Origin of the sequence: Microbacterium sp. LjRoot45, assembly GCF_964253325.1 — a bacterium.
GTDB lineage: Bacteria > Actinomycetota > Actinomycetes > Actinomycetales > Microbacteriaceae > Microbacterium.
In genome coordinates this window covers 329,931-353,766 of the sequence record NZ_CAXUQM020000001.1, presented here as the reverse complement: position 1 = coordinate 353,766, position 23,836 = coordinate 329,931, and the positions used below count along the sequence as shown (strand labels likewise).

At 69.8% G+C, this 23,836-nt stretch carries 23 protein-coding genes and 1 tRNA gene; 11 read left to right on the top strand and 13 right to left on the bottom strand.

Annotated elements, in window-relative coordinates; genetic code table 11:
* Positions 1-60 precede the first annotated feature (60 nt).
* Complete coding sequence (locus ACSQ18_RS01555; RefSeq protein ID WP_436035305.1) at positions 61-1,365, bottom strand: alpha-L-fucosidase; 1,305 nt, start codon at positions 1,363-1,365, stop codon at positions 61-63.
* Between the two features lie 187 nt (positions 1,366-1,552).
* Between ACSQ18_RS01555 and ACSQ18_RS01550 the strand changes: the two genes are divergently transcribed.
* The 3 genes from ACSQ18_RS01550 to ACSQ18_RS01540 are packed head-to-tail and all read left to right on the top strand — an operon-like array spanning position 1,553 to position 4,654.
* Positions 1,553-2,425, top strand: a complete 873-nt coding sequence (locus ACSQ18_RS01550; RefSeq protein WP_436035304.1) for a sugar phosphate isomerase/epimerase family protein — start codon at positions 1,553-1,555, stop codon at positions 2,423-2,425.
* Between the two features lie 21 nt (positions 2,426-2,446).
* Complete coding sequence (locus ACSQ18_RS01545; protein ID WP_436035303.1) at positions 2,447-3,316, top strand: LysR family transcriptional regulator; 870 nt, start codon at positions 2,447-2,449, stop codon at positions 3,314-3,316.
* 51 nt (positions 3,317-3,367) lie between these two features.
* Complete coding sequence (locus ACSQ18_RS01540) at positions 3,368-4,654, top strand: glycosyl hydrolase family 28-related protein (protein ID WP_436035302.1); 1,287 nt, start codon at positions 3,368-3,370, stop codon at positions 4,652-4,654.
* 89 nt (positions 4,655-4,743) lie between these two features.
* Here ACSQ18_RS01540 and ACSQ18_RS01535 read toward each other — a convergent pair whose 3' ends face one another.
* Positions 4,744-5,379, bottom strand: coding sequence for a LuxR C-terminal-related transcriptional regulator (locus ACSQ18_RS01535; RefSeq protein ID WP_436035301.1), 636 nt, complete (start codon positions 5,377-5,379; stop codon positions 4,744-4,746).
* A 187-nt stretch (positions 5,380-5,566) separates the two neighbouring features.
* A complete protein-coding gene (locus ACSQ18_RS01530) occupies positions 5,567-6,997 on the bottom strand; it encodes a hypothetical protein (RefSeq protein WP_436035300.1) in 1,431 nt (476 codons plus the stop codon).
* A 432-nt stretch (positions 6,998-7,429) separates the two neighbouring features.
* Here ACSQ18_RS01530 and ACSQ18_RS01525 point away from each other — a divergent pair, with 432 nt between their 5' ends.
* The 4 genes from ACSQ18_RS01525 (at position 7,430) to ACSQ18_RS01510 (ending at position 10,600) form a co-directional block, all read left to right on the top strand.
* On the top strand, positions 7,430-7,867 hold the full coding sequence (locus ACSQ18_RS01525) for a hypothetical protein (RefSeq protein ID WP_436035299.1): 438 nt from the start codon (positions 7,430-7,432) through the stop codon (positions 7,865-7,867).
* Positions 7,864-8,139, top strand: a complete 276-nt coding sequence (locus ACSQ18_RS01520) for an SHOCT domain-containing protein (RefSeq protein ID WP_436035298.1) — start codon at positions 7,864-7,866, stop codon at positions 8,137-8,139. Before ACSQ18_RS01525 ends, ACSQ18_RS01520 begins: the two co-directional genes overlap by 4 nt.
* Positions 8,140-8,297: 158 nt before the next feature.
* On the top strand, positions 8,298-9,569 hold the full coding sequence (locus ACSQ18_RS01515) for a sensor histidine kinase (protein ID WP_436035297.1): 1,272 nt from the start codon (positions 8,298-8,300) through the stop codon (positions 9,567-9,569).
* Positions 9,566-10,600 (top strand): hypothetical protein, encoded by a 1,035-nt coding sequence (locus ACSQ18_RS01510; protein ID WP_436035296.1) that lies wholly within the window; start codon positions 9,566-9,568, stop codon positions 10,598-10,600. Before ACSQ18_RS01515 ends, ACSQ18_RS01510 begins: the two co-directional genes overlap by 4 nt.
* Before the next feature lie 13 nt (positions 10,601-10,613).
* Here the strand turns inward: ACSQ18_RS01510 and ACSQ18_RS01505 are convergent, their stop codons facing one another.
* The 7 genes from ACSQ18_RS01505 to ACSQ18_RS01475 form a co-directional block, all read right to left on the bottom strand.
* The gene (locus tag ACSQ18_RS01505) at positions 10,614-11,576 is read right to left on the bottom strand and encodes a class C sortase (RefSeq protein WP_436035295.1); all 963 of its coding nucleotides are present in this window, start codon (positions 11,574-11,576) and stop codon (positions 10,614-10,616) included.
* A 101-nt stretch (positions 11,577-11,677) separates the two neighbouring features.
* Complete coding sequence (locus ACSQ18_RS01500; RefSeq protein ID WP_436035294.1) at positions 11,678-13,165, bottom strand: SpaH/EbpB family LPXTG-anchored major pilin; 1,488 nt, start codon at positions 13,163-13,165, stop codon at positions 11,678-11,680.
* An 88-nt stretch (positions 13,166-13,253) separates the two neighbouring features.
* A complete protein-coding gene (locus ACSQ18_RS01495; RefSeq protein WP_436035293.1) occupies positions 13,254-15,887 on the bottom strand; it encodes an LPXTG cell wall anchor domain-containing protein in 2,634 nt (877 codons plus the stop codon).
* A 205-nt stretch (positions 15,888-16,092) separates the two neighbouring features.
* The gene (locus tag ACSQ18_RS01490; RefSeq protein ID WP_436035292.1) at positions 16,093-16,458 is read right to left on the bottom strand and encodes a bleomycin resistance protein; all 366 of its coding nucleotides are present in this window, start codon (positions 16,456-16,458) and stop codon (positions 16,093-16,095) included.
* 134 nt (positions 16,459-16,592) lie between these two features.
* A complete protein-coding gene (locus ACSQ18_RS01485) occupies positions 16,593-16,781 on the bottom strand; it encodes a PspC domain-containing protein (protein WP_436035291.1) in 189 nt (62 codons plus the stop codon).
* A gap of 37 nt (positions 16,782-16,818) precedes the next feature.
* Positions 16,819-17,079, bottom strand: coding sequence for a hypothetical protein (locus ACSQ18_RS01480; protein ID WP_436035290.1), 261 nt, complete (start codon positions 17,077-17,079; stop codon positions 16,819-16,821).
* Between the two features lie 213 nt (positions 17,080-17,292).
* A tRNA-Ser gene (locus ACSQ18_RS01475) sits at positions 17,293-17,383 on the bottom strand.
* 74 nt (positions 17,384-17,457) lie between these two features.
* Here ACSQ18_RS01475 and ACSQ18_RS01470 point away from each other — a divergent pair.
* From ACSQ18_RS01470 to radA, 4 genes are all read left to right on the top strand, one after another.
* Complete coding sequence (locus tag ACSQ18_RS01470; RefSeq protein ID WP_436035289.1) at positions 17,458-18,852, top strand: MFS transporter; 1,395 nt, start codon at positions 17,458-17,460, stop codon at positions 18,850-18,852.
* 53 nt (positions 18,853-18,905) lie between these two features.
* Positions 18,906-19,526: a DUF4352 domain-containing protein gene (locus ACSQ18_RS01465; RefSeq protein WP_436035288.1), complete on the top strand. Its 621-nt coding sequence runs from the start codon at positions 18,906-18,908 to the stop codon at positions 19,524-19,526.
* 58 nt (positions 19,527-19,584) lie between these two features.
* Positions 19,585-20,538 (top strand): L-lactate dehydrogenase, encoded by a 954-nt coding sequence (locus ACSQ18_RS01460; RefSeq protein ID WP_144806984.1) that lies wholly within the window; start codon positions 19,585-19,587, stop codon positions 20,536-20,538.
* A 61-nt stretch (positions 20,539-20,599) separates the two neighbouring features.
* The gene (gene radA / locus ACSQ18_RS01455; protein ID WP_436035287.1) at positions 20,600-21,958 is read left to right on the top strand and encodes a DNA repair protein RadA; all 1,359 of its coding nucleotides are present in this window, start codon (positions 20,600-20,602) and stop codon (positions 21,956-21,958) included.
* 9 nt (positions 21,959-21,967) lie between these two features.
* On the opposite strand, the gene ACSQ18_RS01450 is transcribed toward radA, so the two are convergent.
* From ACSQ18_RS01450 to ACSQ18_RS01440, 3 genes are all read right to left on the bottom strand, one after another.
* Positions 21,968-22,270 carry a hypothetical protein gene (locus tag ACSQ18_RS01450; protein ID WP_436035286.1) on the bottom strand — a complete coding sequence of 101 codons (303 nt, stop codon included), beginning with the start codon at positions 22,268-22,270 and terminating at the stop codon, positions 21,968-21,970.
* 104 nt (positions 22,271-22,374) lie between these two features.
* Positions 22,375-22,782, bottom strand: a complete 408-nt coding sequence (locus ACSQ18_RS01445) for a dehydrogenase (protein WP_436035285.1) — start codon at positions 22,780-22,782, stop codon at positions 22,375-22,377.
* Between the two features lie 344 nt (positions 22,783-23,126).
* Entirely contained in the window at positions 23,127-23,804 is a 678-nt protein-coding gene (locus ACSQ18_RS01440) for a hypothetical protein (protein ID WP_436035284.1), read from the bottom strand.
* Between the last annotated feature and the right edge of the window lie 32 nt (positions 23,805-23,836).

Below are 23,836 nucleotides of genomic sequence, written 5' to 3'. Positions count from 1 at the left end.
CTCTTCTCTCCTTTGAGTGATTGGTGTGGGACGGGCGCCGGCGGGTGTCCGGCGCGTGGTCTACGTCGCGGAAAGGTCGACGCGGACAGTGGTGACCGATCCGGTGCGGCGTTCGGCGGGCACCGTGATGCGCATGGTGTCGCCGTCGCCGCGGACCTCGACCGGTACGGGCTGGTGGTCGTGGAGCAGCGTCGCCTCCGCATGACCAGCGTGCACGCCGGCGGGCAGATCGACGAGGAACGACGTCGGCACGCCGCCGTCGAGCAGATGGATGTAGTGCTGGAGGTCGCCGCGCGACGTGGTCGCGAACGAAGCGGCGTGCGGCGCGGTGCCGTGGCTGTCGGCCACCACTAGGCGTCCGGCTCGGGTGCCGTACACGCTCTCGCCGTGGGTGCGCAGCCACTGGCCGAGGGCTCCGAGTCGCGCACGCGCCGGGAGCGGGATCTCTCCCTCGGGTGTGGGTCCGACGTTGAGGAGGAAGTTCGCGCCGGCGCCGGCCGCGCGCAGCAGCATCGTCAGCTGCTCCTCGGCGGGACGGTAGTGATGGTCGTCCTTGTGGAAGCCGTAGCTGTGGGTCATGACGGTCTGGCACGTTTCGCGCACGTCGAGCACGGGGGCGGTGCGGTTCATCCCGGCGTTGGTGTTCTCGCCGGGCACGTCGCCCTCGAATCCCTGCACGTCCTCTCCGGGGAGGGGCTCCAGGTGATGGTTGTTCATGACGACCGCGTCGGGCTGCAGCCGGTGGATGGTCTCGTAGAGTTCGCCGAAGCGGAAGTCGCCGCCCGGTGCGAACCAGTTCGGGAAGCGCGGGATGGGCCACTCGGCGGGCCAGTAGCCGTCGAGCCAGAACGATGCGACGTCGCCGTACTGCGTGCACAGTTCCTCCACCTGACCGTGGAGGAAGCCGACGTAGTCGTCCCAGGCGAGACCGCTGCGCTCCCGCAGCACGGCGCGGTAGGCCGGGTGGTGCCAGTCCAGCAGCGAGACGTAGAAGCCCAGACGCACGCCCGAGCGTCGGCACGCATCGGCGAGCTCGCCGATGGGGTCACGTCCGAACGGCGAGCGGGTGACCTTGTAGTCGGACAGCGCCGTGTCGTACATGGAGAAGCCGTCGTGGTGGCGGGAGGTGATCGTGAGGTACTTCTGCCCGGCCCCGGCCGCGGTCTCCGCCCAGGCGTTCGCGTCGAAGCGCGGCGCTTCGAAGCGGTCGGCGAGTCGCTCGTAGTCGGCGATCGACCAGCGGTCATGGAACATCGCCCACTCGTTGGCCCCGATCAGCGCGTACAGGCCCCAGTGGACGAACATGCCGAAACGGTCGTCCTGGTAACGGTTCAGTCCTGCCGTCGAGGCCTGCAGCGCGCTCACTTCCGATGACTCCCTTGTCGTGGTGGAGACGGCCACGGTCGGTGGCGTCTGTCGCCAGATTAGACAACGTTGTCTCAGACGTCAACCATCAAGTTCCACCACTCGCCGCACGGCAGGTCTTTTGCGCAGACAACGTTGTCTGTAGTGTGATCGTCAGCAATGTCGCCATCAGAGAGGATGCTTCGTCATGTCACAGTTCGGATGCCACGGTTCGGTCTGGTCGGGCTCGTTCGACACCGAGAGCTTCCGGGGTGCCGTTCACCGCACCGCCGAAGCCGGTTACGACCTCATCGAGATCCCCTTGCTCGACCCGTACGCCTTCGATGCGGCGCGCGGCCGCCAGGTGATGGACGAGTACGGGATCGGCATCAACGCCTCCCTCGGCCTCGGCGACGCCACCGACATCAGCAGTGAGGATGCCGACGCCGTCGCCGCCGGGGAGCACCTGCTCAACCGCGCCGTCGACGTGCTCGCCGAACTCGGCGCGCAGTGGCTCGTCGGCGTCGTCTACGGCGCCCTCAAGAAGCACATGGCACCGGCGACCGAGCGCGCACGCCATAACGGCATGGAGGTGATGCGCCGCGTCGCCGATCGCGCACAGGGGCATGGCATCAAGGTCGGTCTCGAGGTCGTCAACCGGTACGAGACCAACATCATGAACACGGCGCGCGAAGCGGTGGCGTACGTCACCGAGCTCAATCACCCCAACGCCTACATCCACCTCGACACGTACCACATGAACATCGAGGAATCGGACATGATGAATCCCTTCCTCGACGCCGGAGACCGCCTCGGCTACGTCCACATCGGCGAGAGCCACCGCGGGTACCTCGGCTCGGGGTCGGTCGACTTCGACACCGCCTTCCGCGCGCTGAACCGCATCGGCTACACGGGGCCCATCGTCTTCGAGTCGTTCTCGTCGGCCGTCGTCGACCCCGTGCTCAGCAACATGCTCGGCGTCTGGCGCAACCTGTGGGACGACAACGTCGATCTCGCCCGTCACGCCAACCAGTTCATGCGGAACAAGGCACGGGCCGTCGAGACCATCGCGATGCACTGAGGCCGGCCCCCGGCATCCCCCATGCCCTCCCCCGCTCCCGGCACGGCCTCCGCGGCCCGGTCGGTGCAGACCGACTGGGTCGACACGTTCCTCGCGATCGCCGATCACGCCGGCATCCGCTCGGCAGCGCACGCCCTGCATCTCAGCCAGTCGCGCGTGAGCGCGCACCTCGCCGCGCTCGAACGCGTCGTCGGCGTGCGTCTCGTCGAGCGCGGCCCCCGCGGTGCGCGCCTGACCCGCGCCGGCGAGGCGTTCCGCACGCACGCGCGGCTCGCCGTCGACGAGATCGACTCCGGAGTGGCCGCGGCCCGGCAGCGCGCACAGACCACGGCGCGCGTCGGCATCTGTACGCAGACGCCCACCGGGCTCCTCGCCGCGATCGCCTGGCCGTCGGGGGTACATCCGGCGTTCGCCGAGGTGCCCGCCGCCGCCGCGGCCGCTTCACTGCACGACGGCACGTTCGACGTGGTCGTGGGGCCCCTGTGCTGCGCCGACGACACCCTCCACCACCGCCTCGGCTGGACGGAGTCGGTGATCCGCCTGCGACCGGCATCCGGAGAGGTCGCGGATGCCGAGATCGTCGTGGCGGGCGAACTGGCGCTGCTCTCGGCAGCGGGGGTCGTCTTCGCGGCGCCCCCGATCGTCGTCGGCAGTGTCGCGCTCGCCCTCGCGATGGCCGCTGCCGGGCGGGGCGTCGCCGTGCTCGCGGAGGGCTCGGCGCCGCCGCCCTCCCTCGCGTATCGACGCGAGGACGACCCAGGGGCGCGCATCGGATACGGCGTGCTGTGGGCACCGCAGGCGCCGGACTGGGTGACGCGGTTGGGAGGCGTTCCGCATGTGGGAACGCCCGCCCTGCACCTCGCGGGCGCCGTCGCCGCCGCCGCGGTCTAGCTTCGGGTCGAGGCGTCGACGACGACGCCTTCACCTCGAAGGAGACCTGACATGACCAGAAGGAAATGGGCACTCGCGGCGAGCGCCGTCGCTGTCGCCGCCGCCGTGGCATTCGCGGGGGCGTTCGCCTCGCCCGCCACGGCCAGCCTGCCGACGCCCGGCGAGTTCAACGTGGTCGACGACTGCGGCGCGACGCCCGACGGCACGACCGACAACCTGTCTGCACTGACCGCCTGCATCGCCGACGCGGAAGACGAAGGCAAGACGCTCTACTTCCCGCCCGGGGAGTACGCCATCGACGGCACCCTCTCGGTGACCAAGGGCGGCTACACGTTCTACGGCAACAACCGGGCGACGGTGAAGATCATCCAGCAGGATGCCGCGGCCGACATCTTCGACATCGACTCCGGCACGGGAGCCGTCGTGAACCAGACGACGCTGCGCGGAATGGAGCTGTCGTACGAGTCCACCTCCGCCACCGGCACCGCGCTGGACTGCAAGAACTGCTGGCGCGTGTACGTGCAGAGCATGGGCTTCGGCGACAACGCCGACCCCGCCATCACCAAGATGGGCGGCTACGGCATCAAGGCCGACGGCGGCGGCCAGTTCAACATCATCGAGTCGGTCTTCAGCTACCCCGTCGACACCGCCATCTACGCCGTCGAGATCGGCGATCTCATGATGGCCGACCTCGAGGTGAATCTGTCGAGCAACCCCACCGACATCGGCATCCACCTCGACACGAACGTCGGCGGCGCGTACATGACGAACATCAACGTCAACGGCGGCGGCACCGGCCTGCTCACGACGAACTCGCGCAACGGCGTCCCGCCGAACTACCTGTACCTGACGAACTTCCTCGCCGACACGCAGGCCCAGATCGGCATGGACCTGCAGTCCGCGCAGTCCGTCGTGCTGACCAACGCCTGGGCGGCGAGCGCCGGTGAGACCGGCATCGTGGTGGGCGACGTCCTGGGCCTCACGGTATCCGCGAGCCGCATCTACAACAACGGCGGCATCGGCATCGACGTCACCAGCGGGGCCGAAGACGTCAGCATCCAAGACTCGCGCATCGCCGGCAACTCGCGCTCGTTCGGCGGCGGTTCGCGCAAGCCCGCGATCGTGCTGCGCGACGGTGCCGACGGCGTCATGATCCAGGGGAACCGGATCGGACCGATGGACTCGTTCGTCGCCTCCCAGTCGTACGCCATCCACATCGAGAACGGCTACGGCGATGTGCTGATGATCAGCGACAACAACCTGCTCGGCAACGTGACGGGCGAGATCGACAACGACGCGACCGTCGGCACCCACTGGGTCGTCGCCGACAACCTCTGAGTGACGTGGGTGAGGCCGCCCCCGATGGTGGCCTCACCCGCGCACGCGGTCTCCGGTTCCGCACCCACAGCGTCGCGGCAGGGTCGGGCTCAGGCGTCGGGAGAGACCAGCCCGTCCTCGACGGCGCGGCGATGCAGATCGACCTTCGTCGGCGCGTCTCGCCCGACCAACGAGTATCGCCGCCGGATGCGGCGGAGGTGGTCGAGGACGGTGTCGCGTGACACGAAGAGAGCAGCGGCCACCTGATCCGCGGTCTGACCCGATGCGTACCGGCCGAGCACTTCCGCCTCGCGTGATGTGAGCTGGGCGTCGACGAAACTTCGATCACCGCTGAGTGCAGCGGCCCAGTCGGGAGTGGCGACGGTCTCGCCCGCCAGCGCCACCTCGATCGCCCGCACGATCCGCGCCGGCGGCTCGGACTTCCGCAGCATTCCCGCCACCCCCGCCCGCGCGGCTTCGCGCACGAGGGCGGCGTTCTCACCACTCGTGAACGCGAGTACGACGGCCCCCGATGCCGCGAGGGCCAGGACGTTGTCGCGCGGAGACGAGTCGTCGGCGAGTTGGAGGTCGAGCAGCACGACATCGAAGCGGCTCCCGAACTGCAAGAGCGCCGTCACGCTGCCGGCGGCACCCGTCACGCGCATCCCGGGCTGCGCGTTGATGATCGCGGTGACGCCCAGCACGATCCAGGGGTGGTCGTCGACGAGACCGATGCGTGCACTCATGCGATCCTCCCGGGCTCTCCTGCGGTGACGGTATCGCGCCGACCCGCAGATGCGACAGCCACCCCGGCCGCTCGACCACTGGAAGCAGTGGCTACCGCGTGCGGAAGGGGGTGGGATGCCGGGGCGTCGACGAACGGAGGCCCCGGGAGGAGTCTCCCGGGGCCGCCGTCTCACGTCATCGCGAAGGTCAGGCCTTCTCCGCCTCGCGGCGGCGGGCAAGCAGCACGATCACGCCGAGCGCGATCGCCGCAGCGCCGACGAATGCGGTGCTCCAGCCGATGACCCCACCGGTCACCGCGAGGGTGCCGTCGGGTCCGTCCGACTCGTCGGACTCATCCCCGACGCCCCCGGGCGTCGTAGGCGCCGGTGTCGGCGCGGCGGTCTCCGAGGGAGCCGGAGTCGGAGATTCGCTGGGCTCCGGCGTCGCGGTCGGGCTGGGCTCCGGCGTCGGGGTCGGCGTCGGCGTCGGCGTCGGCGTCGGGGTCGGCGTCGGGGTCGGCTCGGTGGAGCCGGTCACCGGCACGTCGAGCGTGGCCGAGACCCCTGCCGGGGCGGTCGACGAGAAGGCCGAGTACACCTGGCACGGCACGCCGCCGACGATGCCCGGCGACTGCACCCAGTGGAGCTGATCGGCCGTCGCACCCACGCTCTCGGCGCCGACGGTGACCGTGTGGTCTCCGGCCGCGCTCCACGTGAGGCACAGGTCGACGCTCACGGTCGCGCCCGCCGCCGCGTCGATGAGCAGTTGCCCGCCGCTGTAGGTCGCGGCATCCGTCGACGTGGCGCACACGGCCACGGTCGCACCGGGTGCGTCGATCGTGATCGGCATGCCGGTGACGTTCGTCTCCAGCGTGATGCGCGCCTCCTCACCGACCGCGACCGCCGTCTGACCGCCGGCGAGCTCCAGGGTCGGGTTCAGCACCGGGTCGGCGGGGATCGCGTCGAGCATCGCCTGCTGCTGGGCAGCCGACAGGTTGGTCAGGCAGAATGGCCGGACATACGCCGGCAGGTCGGACAACTCGTCGGAGATGCACCATATGGCCCGCTGCCGCGTCTGGCGTTCCCGGAGCGTTCCATTCGCCGTAAGGTGCGCGCCGTCGCTGTCGATCATGCGGATCTCGGTCGTGAGGAGGTAGCGGATCAGACGCTCCTGATCTGCCGACAGTCGCGGGTTGGACTCGAGATCCTCCATCCCGGGCACGACGACGCCTTCCTCCGTCAGCCGTCCCGACGCGTCGGTGGTGGAACAGGTGTGCGAGGTGAAGTCCGTGCAGTACATCCACTCCGAGACCGCACCCACGCCCTCCACGTAACGAGTGCCGCAGACCGGGAGCGCCGTCCCGTTCTCCCCCAGTCCGTCGTAGAGCACGACCATCCGACCAGCGTTGTAGTCGGTCAGCCGCTGACCGAACACGCGCGAGAGGTCACTCACGGGACCGCTCGCCGCGCGTGGATTGGACGTGGTCGAACCTTCGCACAGCGGCGCGGAGAACGGTGCGGACACGGCGGGCTCAGGAACGGCGGCGGTCGCGGTCGTCGCGAACGCGACCGCGCCGGAGACGAGGGCCGCGACAGCGGCGAACGCCGCGAACCGGCGCAGGTTTCTATGGGACTTCACGGGTGACTCAGACTTCCTCGTGGGACAGATGCGGATGCCGGGCGAGGTTGCTCCGCCGCCCGGGCACGGGGAATGCCACGCCTCCGCCCGAAAGCGGGCAGGCAGAACGCTCCCCCGCGCCGACATTAAGCAGCCGATGGCGCCCCGGCATCCTCACGGGACGAGAACCACTGGATCCCGTGGGTGAAAGCGTGCGAGCGCCGCGAAACGGGGCGGACTGGGCATTGGGGGCTCCAGACCGCCCCGCGCCGGCGATGGGGGTCGCCGGAGTCATCCGGGGTGGTTCAGGGCGAGTGAATCTCGCTATGACGCGAGTCACAAGATCTGCTCGACGAAACCCCTCGAACCAGGGGAATCCCTCCCCCGGGCCTGAAGCGTCGACCCATCCGTTCCTAGGATCGAGCCACGCCCTCACTCCTGAAGGAGGCCCTCATGGCCACCAGCACATTCGCGGGCCCCGTCGACTACGCCGTCTTCGCCATCCCGCTCGGCGCACCGCTCAGCACCGGCCTGTCCGCGGTCGCGGCGGCGGTCGCCGCAGGAACCATCGAACTGCTCGACATCGCGGCCGTCGCGCTCGACCCGGCGGGACGACCGATCACCGTGCACCTCGATGACCTGCAGGAGCCGGGGGGCATCGACATGCAGCTCTTTCAGGCCGCGCGATCCGACCTGCTGGACGCCGAAGACCTCCACGACATCGCCGTCGAACTCGCGCGAGATCAGTTCGCCCTCGTGATCGTCTACGAGGATCGAAGCCTCGCCGTCGCCGCGCACGCGTTCGCCCGCATCGGGGGCGTCGAGATCTTCTCGGGCGGCGTCGACATCGCCGATCTCCACCGCGCCGTCGGCGGGGAGGAGGTCCCGTGAGCCTGCTCCGCACCGCCGCCCGCGCGAGTGTGGCCACACGGGTGATCGGCAGCACCCACCGCCGACAGCAGCAGCGGTGGGCGGCGCTCGACGCAGCCTCGGCATCCCCTGTCTGCTCCGTCTCACCTGGGACGACGGCCGACCCTGTCGCTCCCCCGTCGACGGCGGAGGTCATCCAGCAGCTCACGCAACTCACGCATCTCCGCGAGGCCGGGGCCCTCACCGACGAGGAGTTCGCATCCCAGAAGAAGCGGCTGCTCGGCGCGTCCTGACACCGGAACCGAGGGTCTCCACCTTCCCGCACCCCAGGGCCCACCCCCCGCATCGAGTAGTCGCACGGCCCAGAACCTCGTCGCGTGGGGCGCCCAGGTTCCATACTGGGGAGCGACACAGAGGCGAAGATGCTGGGGGCGCGCCGATGGACAGCAGGATGCCGGTCTCCACCGCGAGGCTCGCCGTCTTCGACCGCACGCTGAGCAGGCTCCTCGGTCTCGCCGGTGCGCTCATGGTGAGCTATTGGTGGCTCGTCGAACACTTCGAACGTTCGGGCGAGCGCGTGGATGCCTGGCTCTGGGGACATGCCTGCCTCGCGCTGCTCTTCGTCGTTCTCGCCGCCGCACCGTCTCGGCTCCTGACGCCGCGCGCGCTCGACACCCTGTGGCTGTCGATTCCCGTGGTCGGGGTGGGTCTGCAGGTCACCGCGTTCGTCGCCGCACCCGACACGGACTACCCCGTAGGGGCGGAGATTTGGGAGACGACGTGGATGCTGACGGCGGTCTACCTCTGCCTGCTGGCCTTGCGCTGTCCCAGCCCGGGTGCGGCGTCCCTGGAACGGCAACTGATTCGCGTGAACGTGTTTGCCGCGGTGCTGGCCTTGACCCCCGCCTTCGGGTTCTGGCTGGGCCACCACCGCGTGCCGCCCGTGATGCTGGTGCTCACCGTGGTGCAGTTCATGAACGTCACTTTCGTCATGATCTTCGTGCTCTTCCGCTCGCGCATGATTGCTCACTTCGCACTCCAGGAGAGGTGGGAGCGGCGTGCTCGGCGGGCGACGGCCGCGGAGGCCCGCATTCGTGAAGAGCGCGCACAGGCACGACGCGCGCACGATCACGTGCTCGGCGCCCTCAACGGAGTCGCGCTGTTCGGACGGGAGGATGCCGTCGCACTTCCGCCGGACATCGTCTCGATGGCGGAGCGGGCACTGCTTCTGCTCGACGCGCAGGCACTGGGCGAGGAGACCGGTCTCGTCGCCGTCGAGGCACGCCGATCGATCGTCGATGCGGCGTGCTCGCTCGGCGTAACCGATGTCGCGGTAGATGTCGAGAGCGACCCGACGGTCGGGGCGGCGAAGGAGTCCGTAGCCGCCGAGGCGGTTCAGGCCGCACGGGAAGCGATGGCCGAGGCGATCCGCAACAGCAATCGGCACGCGCCTGGTCACAGCGTCCGCGTTGCAGGGCGTATCGGAGCAGGAACGATCGAGATCCGAATCACCGATGACGGCCCCGGCTTCAGCATCGGGCGTGTGCCCGAGGATCGATTGGGCATCCGAGCGTCCATCCTGCGACGTATGCGCGACGTGCCCGGCGGCGATGCCCTCATCGACAGCGCGCCCGGCCGGGGAACGAGCGTGCTCCTGCGCTGGGAGGACCCCTCGCTTCGAGGCGGCGTTCGGTCAACGAGACACGGCGACGGAACGACATGAGCACGGCCGCACTCATCGGACGCAGAGCTCGCCTCCCTCTCCTCTGGGTGACGGCCGGACTCATCGCCGCGCCTCTCGCTGGTGCGCTGCTCAAGGGCACACTGCTGCAGCCGGAGAACTGGCCGCTCTGGATGGCATTCACAGGCGCGGTGATCGGTGCGGCGGGACTGCTCCTCCCGTGGGAGCGGCGCGTGCACAGGCAGCCCCGCGTTCGTGAACTCCTCATGCTGACCGGGGGCGCCATCACCTCCTCCGTCGCGCTGCTCGTCGGCACCCCGGCCTACGAGCCGTCACTGTTCACCACCGCCGTGTTCCTCTGCACGATGGTGATCCTGTTCGGGCACGGCGCACTCGGCACCTGCGTCGCCGGAATCCTCCTCGCGTTTCGCACCGTCACGGCGTCCGTGCGCGTCCCCGATGCGCCCGTCACCTTCCTCGTCGATCTCTATCCGCTCTTCATCGTCGTCCTGGCGCTGGCGTGGCTGCGCTACGCCCGACACCTCGCGCGACGGGAGGCCGGCTTCCGCGCGAACGCGCGCGCCGAGCTGCGCGCATTGCAGGAGCAGGAACGCCTGCTCGCCGATCTCCGGATGAGGAACTCGATCTCGGCATCCGGCGCCCACCATGTGCTCGAGCGCGTGGTGCAGACGCGGACCCTCACCCCCGAGCTCGAGCGCGAGGTGAGGATGGCGGAGGCTGCGCTCCGCGACCACCTCCGCTGCCCACGCCTCAGCGAGCCGGGACTCACCGCCGAGATCCGCGCCGCACGCCGCCGCGGCGTGGAGGTGCTGCTGCTCGGGGAGGGCGACACCGACCGTGAGACCATCGGACGCCCTCTCGCCAGTGCGCTCGAACAGCGCCTGCGCACGACCGACGCCGGGGACCGCGTGACGATCCGTCTCCTTCCCGAGGACGACGACGCGGAGGTATCCGTCGTGGTCGACTCCGACCGCGACGCCGCCTCACCGTTCGCGACGGAACCGCTCCGACTCGACCCCCACGGACGGGCGCTGACGACTCCGCCGGCCTGAGGTGCGCCGGCCCTCAGCGGCGTGACTCGCCGGGGCGATGCCTGTCGGCTGGCGTGAGCGCGCCTGCGCGCGCACGCCGCGGCCAGGCGACAGCCGTTCCCACCGCGAGCGCGGCCGCCGCGCCCAGCGCCCACCAGGGGAACCCGGGATCTGCGGCCTGCGGTGCGATGGCACGTGCGGTCGTGTCGCCCCTGGCATCCGCGACCCGCTCGCCGCGGACGAGGAGGCGGTGGGTGTTGACGCCGATCGGTGTGCAGGTCAGGAGCGTGACGTAGTCCCGCCCCGGCACTCGGCGGAGGGCGTCGCCGTCGCGAGGGTCGACCGTGAGGATCTGATCGATCCGGTAGGTGAGGGTCCGGCCTGCGACGTCGATCGCGAAGGTATCGCCCCTCTCGAGCTCGTTCAGGTGTGTGAAGAGCGTGGCTTCGGGGAGTCCGGAGTGGCCTGACAGCACGGTATGACTGCCGCGACCGCCGACCGGCAGCGAAGAACCGTAGAGGTGCCCGACGCCGCGCGCGAGGGTGTCGGCATCCGTCCCGTGCGCGATCGGGAGGTCGACGCCGATATCGGGGATGCGCAGCCGCGCCATCGTTGGGGAGTCGCCGAACTGCAGGAGCGACAGGTACTCGTCGCGACCTTCTTCGACCGACTCGGCCGTCCCGTCGGAGGTGAGGAGGAACGGGTCGCGCAACGGACCTTCCGGGAGACGGGCGTTGTAGTCCAGGGCGGCGTCGAGGGCGCGCGTCAGGGCGCTGTCGCCCGCGGCGTCGACGTCGCTCACATAGCCGGATACCTCCGTCGCGTGCGCCCGATCGCTGAACCAGGCGGCGGCGGACGGGTACAGCATCGTGCCGGCGCCGAGCACCAGCACGACGGCCGCCACGCCATGGGCCACGGAGAAGCGCCGACGGGCGCGCGCGGCGCGCGCGGCGGCGCGGGTTCGCGCGGGTGGAGGCGGCTGAGCGGTGAGAGTCATGCTGAGATCTTCCGCGTCGGAGGCGTGGGAGGAGGGGGTGGCCGGAGCCACCCCCTCCGGGCGATCGTTCTCAGTCGATCGCCTCGATCGCGGGGCGCGGGTCAGGGCCGCGTGCGCGATGCGTGGGTACGGCGACGCAGCACCAGGAGGAGCACGCCACCCGCGATCAGCGCGAAGCCGAACACGTACAGCAGGCCCGTGCCCGTGCCACCGGTCTGCGGCAGCTCGAACCCGGCGTTGTGCGCGACGTTGACGACCTCGAGATCGACGCCGATGGCTGAGGTCGCAGCCGTGACGGTGAACGGGATCGGCTCGGCCAGCAGCTCGAAGCCCGAGGGAGCCACAGTCTCGACGAGGTAGTAGCTGAGGTAGCCGGGGTCGCCCGGGGCGACGGTCGCGTCACCCGCGAAGTCGCTGTAGCGCAGCCCCGAGAGGGTCAGCGTGCCGTCGGCGGCGGTCACGGTGAACGTGGTCTGTCCGCCGAGGCTCACAGGGTTGGTCTGCGCGGCCGCGTCGGCGGCCGAGGTGAACACCTGGAAGCTCGCTCCCGTGAGAGCGCTCGTGCCGTCGGTCTTCTCCAGCGTGATGCCGCCCCAGCGGGTCTCCGGCACGTTGGTTTCGGCGGGGCCGCCCGGCTCGCCCGGGTCGATGTCGAAGCTGGCGGCGTTCGGGTAGACGAGGGCCTGGTTCTGGATCTCGCCGACGGTGTTCACCGTCGTGACGACGTCGACCACGACGTCGGCGGTGTTGTTCGCGGCGAGCACGGCGCGGCCGGCAGCGGTGAACTCGACGGTGACCGCGTTCGAGGCGTCGTGGGTGACGGTGTAGTGCGTACCCTCCGTGATCGTCGCGCCGTTGCTCAGGGTCACGAGCGTGTCGACATAGTCGAGGCTCGCATCGAGCGGGTCGACGATCTTGTAGCCGTCGATGACGGACTCGTTCGGGATGCCGGCCGTGATCGTCCACACGACCTCGTCGCCCAACTGGATGGCATCCAGGTCGTCGACGGTCTTCGCGGCTTCGGTCAGCGAGTTCTTCGGATAGACGTGGACGTCGTAGATCCAGGTGTCGGAGCCGGTGGGGTCGGTCAGCGGCACGGTGATCAGGAAAGGCGCCGCGGGCGTCACTCCCGACGGATATGCCGTCTCCTGCACGAGGTAAAGGCCGACCGGGAGGTCGCCGAAGACGGCCGTGCCGTCGGTCGCAGTCACCTCCGACGTCGCGGCGCCCAAGGTGTACCCGGCACCCGTCACGGAGCCTTCCGCGTCGGAGGCGTCGAACTCGGCTGCCAGGTCGGCGGCGTCTGCCCACCCCGCGTTCGTGGACAGGTCGATGGGGTTCACCGGACGGATCTCGAAGGTGACGCCGGCGAGCGGTGTCAGCCCGCTGGTGTCGACGACGGTTCCGTTGTTCGGGAGCCCCGTGGCCGCGGCGGGCTTCTCGAACTTGTGCACCGTGATCGAACCGGTCTGATCCGGGTCGACGAGCGGGGCCGCGTGGGCGGGGGCGGTGAGGCCGATCATCGCGACGGCCGCCAGGGCCGTGGCGGTGATCGTGGCGCGGACGGCGCGCCGGGTGAGGCTGTGCACGGACGTCTCCTTCTCAGGGGGTTCGGGTATTGCTGATTCGGGTACTGCGGGTTCGGGTACTGCGGGTTCGGGTACTGCCGGTGTCGGGTCAGGAGGAGCGTCGGATGCCGTGGGTGGCGGACCGTCGACGAGCGCTGGCGATCAGCAGCACGCACAGCGCTGCGAGGAGGAGGCCGCCGCCCACGAGGTAGAGCGGTGCGGTGCCGGTGCCGCCGGTCTCCGGAAGGTCGAGAGCAGGCACGTCTTCGACGCGGATGATGGGAGCGTCAGCGGAGCCGACGAGGGTGACGTTCGAGGAGGCGCCGGCGCCGAGCGTCACGGTGCCGTCCGTCGCGAGCGTGAATGCGACCCGCTCGGCGAGCAGCGAGAAACCGTCGAGCGCGCGCGTCTCCTCGAGCCAGTAGGTGCCCGGGGCGAGCGAAGCGGCGAACTCCCCCACGGATCCCGAGCCGCTCGCGGGGAGGTCGGCGATCACGGCCGTGCCGCCGACGCGCGCGGAGAAGATCGCCCAGCGGGAACCGTCCATCAGCACGAACTCGCCGGAGTCGTCCAGTCCGACCTTCTGCACACCGATGTCGAACACGCGCGTCTTCACGTTGTGCGTCGTCTCGCAGCGCACCTTCTGGATGCAGCCGTCGCTCATGACGATGTTCATCAGTTCCGCGTCGCCGTCGTCGGTGACCGTCACGGAGTAGGTCACCGTCGCCGTCTGGCCGACGGCGAGGTCGCCTGCCCACGACAGCGTCGACGTGGAGACGTCGAAGGATGCCGTGCCCGCCGAGGCGGTCACCGTGCCGTCCCACGTGGCCGCGTCGAGCACGCCGATCAGCTCGTCGTCGAACGACGCGCCGGTCACGGCCCCCGTGCCCACCTGGGTGACGGTCACCGTGTAGGTGACGGAGTCTCCGACGTACACATCGGTGGCGTGGGGCGGATCGGCGGTCTTCTCCACCGTGTAGGTACCCACCGGATGAGTCGTCGTGCACTGGGGTGCGGCGCGGCATCCCTCGCTCGTGACGACGTTGTCGAGACGGTAGTCACCGTCCGCCGCGAGACCGGCGCGGTCCTTGACGGTCGCGGTGTAGGTGACGGTCGCCGTTCCACCGACGGGGAGGGTGCCGCTCCAGGCGAGCGTCGATCCCGAGAGGGTCGCCGTGCCCGACGACGCGGCGACGGTACCGACCGTCGCGTCGTCGAGCACGTCGGAGAGGTCGTCGGTCAACGACGCGTTCGCCGGAGCGTTGCCCGTCTGCTGCACGGTCAGCGTGTAGGCGATGGTGTCGCCCGGCTTCACCGCCGTGCCGGATGCCGGAGTGGAGGTCTTCTGGACCCTGTAGTTGGCGACGGCAGCGATCACGGCGGTGGAGCTGATGTCGACGGGCTGGTACGTCCAGTCTTCGATCGACCGGTTGTTGCCCCACGTGTTCCCCGCAATTGAGACGCACGGCCAGCCGTGGACGCCCGACCCGCCCGCGGGGTTGCTGTTGTAACCGGCGGATCCGTTCATGACGGGCGGAAGGCAGGAGGCGTTGCGCCCCGCCGTACTCAAAGCGGAGTCGTTCCAGTAGAGCGTCGACGTGTTGGCGGCGGGTCCGTTCAGGGTGTCCACGCGAAGCCCGCCGCGGGCCTCCACATCGCTGGAGACGAAGTGGATCTCCCCCACGCGCGCCAGCGCGACCTTCGCGGTGAACCGTCGATCGTGCGGGATCGGGTTCCCTGCACCGTCGAGTCCGTCGAAAGCGACGGTGTGGGTGCCGTCGGCGCTGATGGCGACGGGGAGGCGGCGGTCGAGTGGGCCGCCGTAGCTGCCGTCGGCATCCGCGTCGACGAGGATCTCGACGCTTCCGATGTGGTTTGCAGAGTCGAAGGTGAACTGGCCCTCTCGCGTGAGCGGCCCGTCGGTCGTGAGCACCAGGTCGGTGAGCTCCACGGTGCGGATGACGGGAGAGACGAAGTGGGTCGTCCCCTGACCGTCGACGGCGGTCTCGGGCAGGTCAGTCGCGGGCAGTTCGAAGAACAGGTGGTACGGCGTGCCGCATTCCGTGCCCGATACGACGCGGGCAGTGTCGTTCTGTTCCTTGCTGCGGTACGCGGGAGTGCATGTCCCTGTCGCAACGATGCCGAACTGATTCGCGCGGAAGACGCTGTCGATACCGCGATAGGCGTAGTGGCGAGCGAAGTAGAGGAACCCGGTCGACGACCGGTACCAGAGGTTCACGTTCGTCGACGTGTCGTTGTACATCGCGTACGAGTCCGACCAGACCCGGCCCGGGATGGTCGTGTTACCGGCCTGCACGTTGATCGTCCAGCGGCTCTGATCCGCGGAACCGGCGATGGCGGGCTGCGTGTAGGTGACGGTCCAAATTCCCGCCACCGTCGACGTGAGGTTCGTGCGAGCACATGTCGAACCCACGGCACCGGCCGATAGGGTGCACGTGGTGACCGTGCCGTCGGGCGCGAGGATGCGGATCGGCTGATTCGACGTGACGCTGAGCGCTACCTTTACGAAGGTGACGTCGATGTTCTCGCTCGCGTTCGCGTAGGCGTAGAACGTGTTGGTGGCGCGGATCGTCGTATTGGGAGGGTTCACGGAGGCGGCCGCCGGTTCCGCGGGCACACCGACGACCCCGGCCACGAGCCCAACCGCGACGAGCCCAACGAGCAGGATGCCACGTCCGCGCCGCAACGGTGTGCGCCGGGAGAGTGGAACGGAGGTCGTCATCATGTCCCCTTCGATGACCAGTGCGTGCATGCCCCTGGAGCGACGGCGACGGCGTCGCGCTCCCCCAGAACAATGAGGGAACCGCCCGCTCAAGGCCCCGTTCCGCGACGAAATGGCAGGCAAAGCCACTGGTTCTTGCGGTCGCTGCGGCAGTGATGGGGGCGGCGCGCGCCGGAGGCACCGGGCTTGCGCCCGGCGCCTCCGGTCAGGAGGCGTTCTCGATCAGGGCGAGCTGCGTGCCATCGGGGTCGATGAGGAACCCTGCTCGCTGACCCCACGGCTGCAGCGCGACCGGCTGCAACCGTGGACGACCCACGGCCCCCTCGGGCACTCCTGCGTCGGCGATCTGCCGGTAGAGGCTGTCGACGTCATCGACGCGGACGCTGCACATGAAGGAGCTCGCCTCGGGCGCCAGGTCGGGGAACGGGAAGAACTCCAGACGAACGCTTCCGCGCTCGAGGATGAGCCAGGCGTCGTCGCGAAACGTCGTGCTGAAGCCGAACGCGCCGTAGAAGGCCGCCGTGACCTCGAAGTCGCGCGAGGGAAGATTCGGCACCGCGTGATCCATCATCGTCCGTCCTCGGTTGCGCAAGGGAGAGGGGCTCAATAGTAGGGGCCGAGGCAGTCCGCCGCCACGAGCCCGGGAGCTCCGGACACCACACTGGATGGAGACTGCGCCAGGGGGCGCCTCGGTCGATATGAGACTCAGCCGTCCGTCGGAACCGCGATCCAGAGGACGATGTACACGGGCACCGCGACGGAGGCGATGAGCACTGCCGCCACGCGCACCGCGAGCGGCGGCAATCCCAGCTGCCGCGCCAGCCCTCCGCAGACGCCGGCGATGTACCTGTCCTTGGACGTGCGCTGCATGCGGTCCTCCGGGTCCGTGCTCACTTCGTGGGGATCAGCGTGGCAACGGGACGTGGCGATGTCAACGAATCGGGAGCCCGCTGCCGGGCCATGATGTCGCCATTCCGGGGTTGATCCAGAGGACGATCAACGGACCGAGGATGGCGATGCCGATCATGAATGCTCCGACCAACCCGGCAGAACGCGGCGTGCTCATTCCCCTCCCGCTTGCGCCGATGGCCGATGCGTTGCGGGCGATGCGCCGACGGCAAACGACCGTCACCACACCGGCGGCGAGCACCACCGCGGAGATAGCGAGCGTCGCAGCGAACTCGAACGACATGACATGGACGCTAGGCCCGGAGTGCCCGAAGAGCAATGGACAGCCCGCGGCGCGTGACTCGATCGGAGCTGCCACGGAAGATACCTTGCCCGCAACTTCGCGCTCAGCCCCATCTCACTTCAGGGGTCACGCGACCACGGGCGAGCTCTTCACCGAATCTGCACCACGCGCACCTACACAAAGCGAAAACCCCTGCCTCAGCAGGGGTTCTCATGGCGGTGACGGTGGGATTTGAACCCACGGTAGGGGGTTACCCTACACAACTTTTCGAGAGTTGCACCTTCGGCCGCTCGGACACGTCACCGCCGAAGAGTTTACGTCATCGGAACGGATGCCGCGAATCGCCGCCGTGTCCCCCACCGGGCGTACGGTGATCCCATGGCGGAGCGGATGACGACGTCCCAGCGGATGGTGCTGACGGTGGCGGTGCTGGGGTCGTTCGTCGCGTTCCTCGACGGCACGGTGGTGAACGTCGCGCTGCCGGCGATCTCGCGTGAGCTCGGCGGCGGGCTGTCGACGCAGCAGTGGGCCGTCGACGCCTACCTCGTCACCCTCGGCGCGCTCATCCTCGTGGCGGGTGCGGTGAGCGACGCGTACGGGCGGGTGCTCGTGCTCCGCATCGGACTGATCGGCTTCGGGATCGCGTCGGTCGCGGTGGCGCTCGCTCCCGACACGACGCTCCTCATCGTGTTCCGTGCGCTCCAGGGCGCCGCGGGGGCGTTCCTCGTGCCCAGCTCCCTCGCCCTCATCACCGGCACGATGGACGATCCGCTGCGCTCGCGCGCGATCGGCATCTGGACGGCCCTCACGACGAGCGCGATGGTCGTCGGTCCCCTCGTCGGCGGCGTCATCGTCGACAACTTCTCGTGGCGGTGGGTGTTCCTCATCAACGTCCTGCCGATCGGCGTGTGCCTCTGGCTGGTGGGCCGCATGGGCGTCGCCGACGTGCGAGCGCCGGGCGCACGCGTCGACTGGCTCGGCGCCGCGCTCTGCACGCTCGGGCTCGGCGCGACAGTGTTCGCGCTCATCGAGCAGCCGCACGCGGGGTGGGGTGCGCCGTGGATCTGGATGCCGATGGCCATCGGCATCCTGCTGCTCGCCGCATTCGTCTGGCGCCAGCACGTCACCCACGCGCCGATCCTGCCGCTCGACCTGTTCCGCAGCCGCAACTTCTCCGCCGGCAATATCGCGACGCTGTTCGTCTACGCGGGCCTCTCGCTCAACGGCTTCGTCGTGGCGGTGTACCTGCAGCAGGGCGCAGGGCTCAGCGCAACGCTCGCGGGTCTCGCGAGCCTGCCGACGACGATCGTCGTGATCGCGCTGAGCTCACGGATCGGCGGGCTCGCGGGCCGGCTCGGGCCGCGGCTGTTCATGACGGTCGGGCCTCTGATCATGGCGGCCGGTGCGCTCCTGCTGCTGACCGTCTCCGACGACTTCGACTACTGGTGGCAGGTGCTCCCCGGCATGGTGCTGCTGGGCCTCGGCCTCGCCGTCACGGTGGCGCCTCTCACCTCCGCCATCCTCGGGTCGGCCGACCACGGCCGCTCCGGCATCGCATCGGCGGTCAACAACGCGGTCGCCCGCGTCGCCGGACTTCTCGTGATCGCGGCGCTCGCGGCGATCACCGGAGGCGCGCTCGACCTCGGCGGCTTCCACCGCGCCGCGATCGTCACGACGGTGCTCCTCGTGATCGGAGCGGCGGTGTCGTTCGTCGGCATCCGCAATGCGCTGCACCGCGGCGGTGCGGATGCGGCGATCCCGGCCACGCCGTAGCCATCGCACGCACGAACCTCGACGTCTGTCGCCCGGGGTGCGAGGATGAGGAGATGAAGAGCCAGCCGCTGCGGCGGTCGGCGCTGGCGGTGCTCGTGGGGATGGCACTGCTCACGACGGGATGCGCGGCCGAGACTGCGACGCAGCCGACGGAGTCGTCCTCACCACCGTCGGCGACGGCCCCGGCCACCCCCGCCCCCACGACATCCGCGAGCACCGACCCGCAGCCCGACGGCGACTGCGCTGCGGCCCCGGCCGACGCGCCCGCGGGAACCTCCGCCGACCCCTACGCGGTGGGCGACGAGATCGTCACCGGCTGCTTCTCGATCGTCGTCACCGAACTGGATGCCGACGCGACCCACGACGTGCAGTCCACCGACACCGACGCCACGCCCACCGAGGGGAACGTCTTCGCCGTCGTCAAGATCATGATCGCCCGCACCGGCGGCGACCCCGCCGACGTCGCGTCGATCGATATCCGCTACGCGCCGAGCGCCTCGACCTTCGTGACCGCCGATCCCGACCTGCGCCTGGAAGAGCAGTCCCCTCCGATGGGCACGCTGAGCGCGGGCCAGGCATCCGGGGGAACGCTCGTATTCGACGCCCCGGCCAGCTCGTCGCCCGCGGTGGTGCTCACGGTCGACGGCGGCGCCGAGATCTGGGTCACTCCATAAGTCGGGATGCCGTGGCGGAGGCTGGCCGCGGCGTCCGCTCCCCTGCCAGACTGGGCGCATGAGCGTGATCGAGAACTCGAAACTGACCGTTGTCGGCGCGGGTGCGGTGGGCTCCAGCGTCGCCTACGCCGCCCTCATCCGAGGTTCCGCGCGCCACGTCGCGCTGTACGACATCGCCGCCGAGAAGACCGAGGCCGAGGTGCTCGACCTCGCGCACGGCGCCCAGTTCACGGGCTCGAGCGACATCATCGGCGGCGCCGACATCTCGGTCGCGAAGGGTTCGCACGTCGTCGTGATCACGGCGGGCGCGAAGCAGCGCCCCGGTCAGACGCGGATCGAACTGGCGGGGGTGAACGCCGGCATCCTCAAGACGATGATGCCCCAGCTTCTCGACGTCGCTCCGGATGCCGTCTTCGTCATCGTCACGAACCCGTGCGACGTGCTGACCGTGCTGGCGCAGGAGTCCACGGGTCTCCCGCCCGAGCGCATCTTCGCGTCGGGCACCGTGCTCGACACGTCGCGTCTGCGGTGGAAGATCGCGCAGCGCGCGGGCGTCTCGATCGCGAGCGTGCACGCGTACATCGTCGGCGAGCACGGCGACACGGAGTTCCCGCTGTGGTCCCACACGACCATCGGCACCGTGCCGATCCTCGACTGGGTGCCCCTCGACGGCCAGCCGAAGTTCACGGTCGAAGAGCTCGACCAGATCGCCGTCGACGTGCGCGACGCCGCCTACAAGGTCATCCAGGGGAAGGGCGCCACGAACTACGCGATCGGCCTCTCGAGCGCGCGCATCGTCGAGGCGATCCTGCAGGACGAGCACGCGGTCATGCCGGTCTCCACTGTGCTCGACGACTTCCACGGAGTGTCCGGCGTCGCCCTGTCGGTGCCGTCGGTCGTGAGCAGCCGGGGCGCGGCGCCGATCCGGGAGACCTCGTTCGCCGCGAACGAGCTGGAGTTGCTGCAGCACTCGGCCGGGGCGCTGCGCGAGGTCGCCGACTCGCTGCGCTGACGCGCCGACGGGCCGCTCCCCGCGACGGAGGAGTGTCGGCCGCCCGACGTACGCTGAGGGGATGGCATCCCGACGACCCGCGCCGACGACCGCGTTCCGGTGCACCGAGTGCGGCTGGACGGCATCGAAGTGGGTCGGTCGCTGCGGCGAATGCCAGCAGTGGGGCACCGTCGTCGAGGCCACGACCCAGACGGGCATCGTGCACAGCGTCACCGCCACCACGCCCGCCCGCGCGGCGCTGCCCATCACGGCGATCGACACGAGCGAGACCCCGCGCCGCACGAGCGGCGTCGGCGAGTTCGACCGCGTGCTCGGCGGCGGCGTCGTGCCGGGAGCCGCCATCCTTCTGTCCGGCGAGCCGGGCGTCGGCAAATCGACGCTGCTGCTCGAAGTCGCCGCGCAGAGTGCACGCGCCGGGCGGCGGGTGCTCTACGCGAGCGCCGAGGAGTCGCTCGGGCAGGTGCGGCTGCGCGCGGAACGCACGGGAGCCCTCCACGACGAGTTGTTCCTCGCGAGCGAGACCGACCTGGCGACGATCCTCGGTCACATCGACGACGTGCGCCCCGAACTGCTCATCGTCGACTCCGTGCAGACGGTGTCGTCGGCGCTGAGCGACGGCGTCGCCGGGCACCCGAGCCAGGTGCGGGAAGTCGCCTCGACCCTCATCCGCATCGCCAAAGAACGCGACCTGCCGGTGATCATCGTCGGCCACGTCACGAAAGACGGCTCGATCGCCGGTCCCCGCATCCTCGAACACCTCGTCGACGTCGTGTGCCACTTCGAGGGCGACCGGCAGACGTCACTGCGATTCGTCCGCGCACTCAAGAACCGCTTCGGCGCCACCGACGAGGTGGGCTGCTTCGACATGGCGGGAGACGGAATCGCCGAAGTCCCCGACCCGAGCAGCCTCTTCCTCGGCCACGGCTCGCGGCAGCCGGGATCGTGCGTCACGATCGCGCTCGAGGGGCGTCGCGCCCTTCCCGTCGAGGTCCAGGCGCTCACGATCCAGACGCAGGCGCCGAACCCGCGGCGCATCGTCAGCGGCGTCGACTCTGCCCGCGTCGCGATGATCCTCGCCGTGCTCGAGAAGCGCGCGGGCATCGCCGTGTCGACGCACGACGTCTACGTGTCCACCGTCGGCGGTGTGCGCCTCACCGAGCCGGCCGCCGACCTGGCGATCGCGTTGGCCGTGGCATCCGCGGTCCGCGACCGCCCCAACCCGGAGCGGCTCGTCGCCGTCGGGGAGCTGAGCCTCTCCGGCGAAGTGCGCGCCGTCACGCAGCATGCGCAGCGTCGCGGCGAGGCCGAACGGCTGGGCTACCGGTCGATCGTCGACACGTCGTCGCGCGATCTCGCCGGCGCGCTTCGCGACCTCGCCGGCCTCCACCGCCCCGACGCCGGCGACGTCCCGGGGTTCTAGCCGCGCGCGTCACACCCTCGGAACACGCGGCGACACGACGTTCGGCACGGCGGCACGGATCGCCACGAACTCGTCGACCGCGTGCTGCCACGCTCCGAGCACTCCCTCACGGTCGGGATACAGCCACGCAGGCACCACCTCATCCCAGCGCAGCAGCCACCCGAAGCCGAACTCCGGTACAGCCTCGAGCGCCTCGACGCGTCGTGCAAGAAGGTGCTCCCACGCGGCGTCCAGGTGTGCGCCGAACCGCGCATCCGCTTCGTCGACCGCCGCAGGTGCGACACGCCCTTCTTCGTTCTTCGCCACACTCACGTCTCGTCCCCTCCGCATCGCCGTAGGGTCTCACGCTAACTCATATATGAATTCTCGCGAGGAGACTGTGCACAGTCGAGTTCGCGACGCGAGGCCGGAACTCGTCAGGCGTCGAGGGCGGCGATGATGTCGGCCGGGGAGGCCTGCATCGGATGAGGGCCGGCGAGGTCGAACATGACCGTCGTGATCTCGTCGCCGTGCACACCCAAGAAGGCGCGCAGCCACCCGGGCGACTGCAGGGCCACCGCGGACGGCAGGGCGGCCGGCTTGTGGGCGGCGTCGCTGAACAGCAGCAGGGCGACGTCGCCGGTGTTCGGATCGCGGTAGGTCCACACCTCGCCCGCGTCGAGCGGATTGTCGCGCTGCCCCGGCCGCAGGAGTGGAACCACCGTGGGCCCGTGCCGGAGCGCGAACGCGACCGCGGCCATGTCCTGCGTTTGCAGTGCGTCGGCGAGCTGCGGGTTCCGGAACTCCAGCGGTGGCTTGCCCTTCGCGCTCTTCTTGCCGGCCATGCGTCCAGCCTAAGCGCCGGTGTGGAACGTCGAACGCGCGCGACCTCGGAGCCACCTCGCCCAAGGCAAAGAGATGGGCCCTCTCGATCCCCCCATTGGGGACTGGGAAACTCGAGAGGGCCCTAGGCTCACCATGGTCAAGATCCGAGTTCGAGATCTCTGGGGTTGATCTCGATGACCGTCGCTGGGGACAACGGGGGCTGACCGAATGGGAGCTAGTACAAGAGTACGCACACCTCTGGGGCCCGGTGTCCACCTTTCGGGGGACAAATGATGAGAATGTCCTCAGAAGCTGTGAACGGTCCCAGCCAAGCGGAGACAGCGAAGCGCGTGCCGCCGAGTCATCAGCGCAGGCGGAACTGACGTTCCTCGGAATCGATCCCGCCGACGGTCACCACCAGGTTGTAGTACCCCGCGAGCGCCGCCGGGCGGTCGTCGTCGCACGACGTGACCGACGAGCGCGTGCGGTCCCACACGAGCGGCTCGGCGCTCGTGACCTTCTTGCCCGGCTGCAGCTGGACGATCTGATCGCTCGGCTCCGTCTGGCAGTCGGTGGACCGCCACCACACATCCGTTCCGCTGGAGATCGTGAACGACTGCGCGGCCGTGCCGACGTTCATCGCGCACGCGTTGTCGCCGACGTTCTCGAGCTCGATCGACAGTCGGGGCTTCTCCCCCGAGCCGTACGACGCCTGGTCGGTGACGGCGGCCACCACGACGTCCCCCGACGTGCACACCGGGATGGAGGTCGCGGACGGACTGGGCGACGCCTCCGGCGTGACCTCGGGCGTGACCTCGGGCGTGGCCTCCGGTGTGGCTTCGTCCGTCGGTGTGGGCGTCGGGCCGGAGGCCGCGGCATCCGGAGTGGAGGGACGCGGCGAAGGAGCAGCGGTCGCCTCCGGCACCTCCCACGGCCGCCACACCGCGAGCGTGACCGCGCCGCCGATCACGAGCAGGAGGACGAGGAGCACCGCAAGCCGCCGACGCCGGTAGACGGCGGGGGTGGGTCGGCGAGTGCTCACCCGTCCAGGCTAAGCGGCGGCGTCGCGCGCGT